Source organism: Clostridioides sp. ZZV15-6598 (assembly GCF_020657705.1).
GTDB classification, from domain to species: Bacteria; Bacillota; Clostridia; order Peptostreptococcales; family Peptostreptococcaceae; genus Clostridioides; species Clostridioides difficile_F.
In genome coordinates this window covers 1-468 of sequence record NZ_JAGWCS010000325.1, presented here as the reverse complement: position 1 = coordinate 468, position 468 = coordinate 1, and the positions used below count along the sequence as shown (strand labels likewise).

Genomic DNA, 468 nt, shown 5'->3' with positions numbered 1-468 from the left:
GAGGTATAGATATAAATGACAATTCATGGTTACCAAAATCTACAGTTAATGGTGGAGTAGGTTATGATTATATAGCAATTAAGTATCGTTAATTGTCAAAGGCTTAGAGATTACTCTAAGCCTTATTTTAATACAAACAAGGAGGTTCACATGAATGAAGAACTTTTCAAAGACAATTTGAAACGACATGAGGTAACAATAAATAAACATAATGATGAAATAGACGAATTAAAAGTAGCGAATATAGAGTCTAAAGCAGAATTAAAAGCACTATGCGAGAATTTAAATTCACTTACAAGTATGCTCAAGTGGTTGATAGGAACAATGATTACAACACTTGTAGGATTCTTTATATTTGCTATTCAGAGAGGAATATTTTAATTAGGAGGAAAAGATATGGATAATTTAATAAGTTTCATACCAGAGCAGTTACTAATTTTAGTTGCTGCTCTTTATGTTATAGGAGCA

Annotated in this window: 1 protein-coding gene; it reads left to right on the top strand. The window is 30.1% G+C overall.

The features are described from left to right. The first annotated feature begins 150 nt into the window (after positions 1 to 150). Positions 151 to 381, top strand: a complete 231-nt coding sequence (locus KGF50_RS21860) for a hemolysin XhlA family protein (protein ID WP_021384792.1) — start codon at positions 151 to 153, stop codon at positions 379 to 381. Positions 382 to 468 lie beyond the last annotated feature (87 nt).

Bases quoted from the DNA above. Each gene is read 5' to 3' on its own strand.
- KGF50_RS21860 (WP_021384792.1), top strand. From the start codon at position 151: ATGAATGAAGAACTTTTCAAAGACAATTTGAAACGACATGAGGTAACA.